Here is a 5,105-nt window from a genome sequence, read left to right as displayed (position 1 = left end):
CTTCTGCAATTTCTTCAGAGATATCTTCACAATTATTCTCAGAAGGATTGATGCGAAAGATTTGGATTGCATCATCTACCTCATCAACAATGCTTAGAATTTGGCTTGCATCAAGTGGTCCAGACTCTGCAATGTGTTGATCTTTATCGTAGGCAACTAATAAAATTTCATTGGAATTTATAAGAATTGGCTTATCCATAATTTTTCCTCCCTAACGCCTCTTGGCGATTGTTTGTGCGTGGTTTATATAATTACTTATATAACTATAATTATAAAATAGCAAGCAAAAAATTATAAAAAGTTATATTTTTATAAAAAATATTATAATATCTTGCTGGATAAGAGGGGAGGATAATTAGCGATAAGTCCGAATCATCTTGCTGTAAGAACTTATTGGCAAAATAGCAAATATCTCTCCAACCCACACAATTTTAACATTCTTAATAGGTAAGGCATTCCAAGAAAGCAGATCTATTTCACCATTCATTCCCCTGCTAATCTGCTTTATATATCTTTTATTATCATGTGTTAAAATAACGGCTTCTTTGCCAAAAAAGGATTCTATTGTTTTAATTTGGCGCCGTCTTACGATAACCATATCTCCATCTTTATAGGCTGGTATCATAGAATCTCCTTTAACTTCAAAAGCAACCATATCATCAGGTAAAGCAAAAGGAATTTCTACTTGTTCAAGACCATCTTCAGGGATTTGTTCAAAACTTGGATCTATCTGTGTTCCTGCTCCAATATACCCCATAAGAGGAACAAAAGTTATTAAGTGATTGTCCCCTTTTAGTTCTTTATATAATTCTAAAATGGCATCTCGATTAGAGCCGCGTGGATCAGAATCTTTTAACCACTTAGACACTGAAGCTTGTGTTACGTTTAGCCGTTTGGCTACATCTTCTTGCGTTAAGTTAAATTCGGTCAAAATCTTTTTTAATGTGCTTATGATATTAGATTTATTACTCATACTTCTGCTTACCTTATTTTTTTATCATTGATAAAGATAAATTTCATTGACTTTATATAACTATAATTATATGAATAAAATAAGACAGAGCTGTAATTGGAGCTTGTAAATGGATCAACGAGAAGATTTTAAGAATTTGACTAAGTCAATACGGGGCAAATTTAATTGGACTCAATTAGAAATGGCGAAAATGCTTGGTGTAACTCAAGCAGCTGTTTGCAAGTGGGAAAAAAGAGGATCTATCTCCGTAATAAATTATCTCAAGCTGCAAAAGTTGAAAGATAGTTCTAGCTCTAGTTCTGCTTTTATTGCTGCTCCTACAGATAGTAATGAACATCAACAGCACCATTCACATTCTTAAAGAAGAAAGATCAGAGATGATAGATGTCCCGCATATCACTATAAGTAAAGTCAAGTTGATTAATCTTGTTAATAAGATTGGACGTGAAGACATATATTATGGTGTTCGCTCGCCTAATCAGACATGTGAAAGTTGCATAGATCCCTCATCAACAGGTTATCTTATCTATATACTGCAAAATATTTTTGCGCGTGATGATAGAAATTATTTTCCGTTATTGCCATACGATGATTTTAATCAATGGTTTTCATCTGCCTTTACGCAAGCTTTTACAACTTGGTTTGATAATTATTTTTCTCAAGATTTGTCATCTTTTCATCGCCTAAATGAGCTACTTTTGTTTACAGCTTTAGTCAAAAGTAATCTTGGCTTCTTAAGGAATGGCCTCATCAAAAAAAGAGAAGAAGAAATCAAATTAATAAATGATGCGTGTAGTGTGCGTCTGAATTGAGTTAATCCACTTTTTTAAAGTCTATGAGGCTGGTTTGTGTTGTTATAGTCATTTTTGTTTCTGGTTGCAGTGGGGATGTATGGGTAATGATTAAAGTAACTTGGTCTTTTATATCTTCTTCACGTGCTGCTACAAAAATAAGGATTTTTGAAGGTTTGCCTTCTGAGGGAGCTACAGAAATATTAACATCGATTTCTGGTCCCGTTCGAAAATTCTTTGCTTTATCACAGAAGCTAGGGAATACTCGCGATTCTGCAACCGCGTCAGGATTAACATATGGTGATTGTATTTGCCAAGTTTTTTGCCTAGGTTTGTATATGATGCCATATCCAAGAATAAAGCGAGAACTATCTTTTAGCTTTATATTTAAAATATGGACGACAGTTTGTGCATTATTTTCTACCTTTAAGAAAAGAAGCGTCCACTTGTCCTTTGTTGGAAGATGCGGTCCAGTTGCATATATGGAAAGTGGCGGTCCTAAATCCTGTACTCTTTTGTTATCTAACAAAATTTTAATATGTTCTTCTGACCATTTGGCAAGATCTTTTGTCGATATCGCTTGCTCTTTAAGGGCTGTCGTCTGTTCTTGGCTTTCTGCAAATTGCTTGCTTATCCATTCTCTATCTTCTTCTCGTTTTTTTGCAGCTGTTTCTAAATCATCTTTCCGGATTTTGGCTGCTTCTTTACGGTCTTTATTTCTTAAAATAAGCGCTACTGAAAGTGATCCGATAAATGACAGGAAACCCGTAAGAAATATCTTTATCCATTCTTGCATCTTTCCCCTCCCCACTTTTTTAGAATCGTTGGGAGGATACTTTTTCATAAACATTTTTTCAAGACAGGCAATCACAACACGCTCTGTCATAGCAACCATATAAATACGTAGAGCCTTAAGGGGGGATTATGATCACTAACGCACAAACCATTTTATGTCTTGATCTAGGGACCAAGACAGGCTGGGCGATATGCGGTGCGGATGGTCACATCATCAGTGGTGTCATGAATTTCCACCCCCGATATTTTGAAGTCGGTGGAATGCATTATTTACGCTTTAAGAGATGTCTATCAGAAATAAAACAGACAGTAGACAGCATTGACGCGGTGTATTTTGAAGAAGTGAGGCGTCATAATAGTACTGATGCAGTGCATATTTACGGTGACTTGTTATCAACCTTAACGACGTGGTGTGAACATCATCAGATACCGTATGAAGGCATTCCTGTTGGCACAATTAAGAAAGCAACAACAGAAAAAGGAAACGCATCAAAAGTAAAAATGATTAAGGCGGTGTGTGCAAAAGGACATACGCCTAAAGACGACAACGAAGCAGATGCTTTAGCAATTTTATATTTAATGAAAGAAGGGGGTATATATGTCCAGTAAATTACCGTGGACGAGGCTGTTTGCAGATAGGTGGATTCTTGATCTTGCTTGTTTATCTCCCATTGAATGCAATGTTTATATAAAATTGCGTTTGCAAATGCTTTATACTGGAGAGCCGCTTTTAAATAACACAAAGGTCTGGGCTAATTACACTGGTTGTTCAGTAAAAATGTTTATGAAAGCGTTAGAAGCTTTAATAAGCACGGGTCATATCGAACGTTTAGACGATGGGTGTTTATGGAGTTTAAAAGTTGAAGAAGAACTCAATAACTCTAATGAAAGCTTAGATAAGGTATCGAAGACATCTCGGTCAAAGAAGTTATCAGAGAGAGCAAAGAAAGCAGCGCAGGCAAGATGGGATAAACATACAAATGATGCTTGTGATGATGCTAAAGCCATTGAAAATACTGATAAAAACAATGCTAAAGCCATGCTTAACGATGCTAAAGTTATTAAGCATGATGCTAACAGTATGCTTAAGGATGCTAAGCATGATGCTTACGACATGCTTAATGATGCCTATATATATAACATAAACAATAACACTAACATTAACAGTTATAATAAAAAAACTAAAACTATCGTTTTAGCAAAAAAAGAAATTGGTTCTGAAGATTTAGAAACAATCGATTTGATTGACGAGCCAACAGAGGTTGCTGCTGTTGAGATCACATCAGAGCAAATCGAAACCTCATCAGACAACCAACCTTCCATTCACGAGCAAGAGAACGTTCCCCAAAAAGCAAAACGAGCGCAAGCTAATCGCGGTTGTCGATTGCCAGAGGATTTCAAACCTAATTTGCAATACGCAATCGATCAAGGATTAACGCATGATGAGGCGCTGTTAGAAACCGAACGGTTCACAAATTACTGGATAGCAACCCCAGGTAAAAATGCAAACAAACGAGATTGGCAAAGGACTTGGTACAATTGGGTCACAAGCCCTATCGGAACGCTAGCAAAGAAAAAAGCAAGATTAGAACAGGAAAAACGGTTAGGTGGTTATCATGGAAAATTCACTCAGAAAACTTTCACAGAACAGCTTGCAGAAGGCTTCAACGAACTCAGAGATCATCTCTCATCTGGAGAAGATTATGGAAATGATCAGTCCGAGGTATCCATTGACGCTGAAAGCTGGGAATACATTGACGAAACAGGAGGAAGAGCAAACCTTAGATGCTTGCAATCTTCTACAAGCGTTGCTCTCTGTGAAAGCTTCAGTTAAGCAAATTGAGCAAGCTTCTTTCCTACTCTCAAGCATGAGAGTCCCTGCGAACACAGATTCCAAAGCCGTTGTTCTATCCTATAGCATGATGCTGGAACGGATTTCAGCATATGCTCTGAAAAAAGGCGTCGAAGATATCGTAACTGGTCAAGCAATTGGGATATCAAAAACATTTATGCCAACTTGTGGAGAGCTTTTAACTTATTGCCAGACACTAGAAAATACCCTTCTTTCAAAAGCCGAAACTGTACGTAGAGCAATTGAAAACACACGTGAGAAAACACTCAAAGAAAAAACAGCGAAAGAGCATTTTAGACCACTAACGCTTGTTCACAAGCAAGAGCTTGAAGAAACTTTAAATGGCATTGGTGGGATAATGAAACGCTTTGGTCCACAGCAAACTAGTGAAAAGTGCTGATCATTTTACGATTAGGCATGTGTTTAAATCGACAAAAAGGCACCATAAAAAGCGATTTAAAGATTTCACGATGAAAACCATATCTGCAATATAAAACGCTCTGTACGGTCAAATTTTAGGTAAATAGACCAATTGGTAAAATTATGGACTAAAAACATGAGAATATTAAAAGACCTGTTCTTAAAAAAGCGTAAACAACCAATGCAAAAAGAGTTTATTGCAACAGCTGTTGGTTATGTTCCTTGGGGGGACGGAGCAGAGGAGTATTTTTACAACCTCTACGAATATGAAGAC

Annotated in this window: 7 protein-coding genes and 1 pseudogene; 5 read left to right on the top strand and 3 right to left on the bottom strand. The window is 36.7% G+C overall.

Features of this window, described 5'->3' with window-relative positions; translation table 11 throughout:
- Nucleotides 1–199: pseudogene (locus tag ACFINR_RS08990) on the bottom strand (hypothetical protein); the annotation flags it as partial.
- 156 nt (nucleotides 200–355) lie between these two features.
- Entirely contained in the window at nucleotides 356–973 is a 618-nt protein-coding gene (locus tag ACFINR_RS08985; RefSeq protein ID WP_375638755.1) for a S24 family peptidase, read from the bottom strand.
- Nucleotides 974–1,082: 109 nt separating this feature from the next.
- Here ACFINR_RS08985 and ACFINR_RS08980 point away from each other — a divergent pair, with 109 nt between their 5' ends.
- Both ACFINR_RS08980 and ACFINR_RS08975 read left to right on the top strand, forming a co-directional pair.
- Complete coding sequence (locus ACFINR_RS08980) at nucleotides 1,083–1,334, top strand: helix-turn-helix transcriptional regulator (RefSeq protein WP_375654171.1); 252 nt, start codon at nucleotides 1,083–1,085, stop codon at nucleotides 1,332–1,334.
- Between the two features lie 16 nt (nucleotides 1,335–1,350).
- Nucleotides 1,351–1,785 (top strand): hypothetical protein, encoded by a 435-nt coding sequence (locus ACFINR_RS08975; RefSeq protein ID WP_375654168.1) that lies wholly within the window; start codon nucleotides 1,351–1,353, stop codon nucleotides 1,783–1,785.
- 1 nt (nucleotide 1,786) lies between these two features.
- On the opposite strand, the gene ACFINR_RS08970 is transcribed toward ACFINR_RS08975, so the two are convergent.
- The gene (locus tag ACFINR_RS08970; protein ID WP_375654164.1) at nucleotides 1,787–2,659 is read right to left on the bottom strand and encodes a hypothetical protein; all 873 of its coding nucleotides are present in this window, start codon (nucleotides 2,657–2,659) and stop codon (nucleotides 1,787–1,789) included.
- Nucleotides 2,660–2,688: 29 nt separating this feature from the next.
- Between ACFINR_RS08970 and ACFINR_RS08965 the strand changes: the two genes are divergently transcribed.
- The 3 genes from ACFINR_RS08965 to ACFINR_RS08955 are packed head-to-tail and all read left to right on the top strand — an operon-like array spanning nucleotide 2,689 to nucleotide 4,811.
- Nucleotides 2,689–3,168 carry a hypothetical protein gene (locus tag ACFINR_RS08965; RefSeq protein WP_375654160.1) on the top strand — a complete coding sequence of 160 codons (480 nt, stop codon included), beginning with the start codon at nucleotides 2,689–2,691 and terminating at the stop codon, nucleotides 3,166–3,168.
- Nucleotides 3,158–4,393, top strand: coding sequence for a hypothetical protein (locus tag ACFINR_RS08960; protein ID WP_375654157.1), 1,236 nt, complete (start codon nucleotides 3,158–3,160; stop codon nucleotides 4,391–4,393). The genes ACFINR_RS08965 and ACFINR_RS08960 overlap by 11 nt, the downstream gene beginning before the upstream one ends.
- Nucleotides 4,377–4,811 carry a hypothetical protein gene (locus tag ACFINR_RS08955; protein ID WP_375633283.1) on the top strand — a complete coding sequence of 145 codons (435 nt, stop codon included), beginning with the start codon at nucleotides 4,377–4,379 and terminating at the stop codon, nucleotides 4,809–4,811. Before ACFINR_RS08960 ends, ACFINR_RS08955 begins: the two co-directional genes overlap by 17 nt.
- The last annotated feature ends 294 nt before the right edge of the window (nucleotides 4,812–5,105 follow it).

It is taken from the genome of Bartonella sp. AP19HLJMH, from assembly GCF_042196245.1.
Classification (GTDB): Bacteria; Pseudomonadota; Alphaproteobacteria; order Rhizobiales; family Rhizobiaceae; genus Bartonella.
The sequence above is the reverse complement of the archived record's forward strand: the minus strand, read 5'-3'. Positions and strand labels throughout refer to the sequence as shown.

What these genes read in the sequence shown, in the direction of transcription:
- ACFINR_RS08965 (WP_375654160.1), top strand. Translation starts at nt 2,689, where the DNA reads ATGATCACTAACGCACAAACCATTTTATGTCTTGATCTAGGGACCAAG.
- ACFINR_RS08985 (WP_375638755.1), bottom strand. Translation starts at nt 973, where the DNA reads ATGAGTAATAAATCTAATATCATAAGCACATTAAAAAAGATTTTGACC.
- ACFINR_RS08960 (WP_375654157.1), top strand. Translation starts at nt 3,158, where the DNA reads ATGTCCAGTAAATTACCGTGGACGAGGCTGTTTGCAGATAGGTGGATT.
- ACFINR_RS08980 (WP_375654171.1), top strand. Translation starts at nt 1,083, where the DNA reads ATGGATCAACGAGAAGATTTTAAGAATTTGACTAAGTCAATACGGGGC.
- ACFINR_RS08975 (WP_375654168.1), top strand. Translation starts at nt 1,351, where the DNA reads ATGATAGATGTCCCGCATATCACTATAAGTAAAGTCAAGTTGATTAAT.
- ACFINR_RS08970 (WP_375654164.1), bottom strand. Translation starts at nt 2,659, where the DNA reads ATGGTTGCTATGACAGAGCGTGTTGTGATTGCCTGTCTTGAAAAAATG.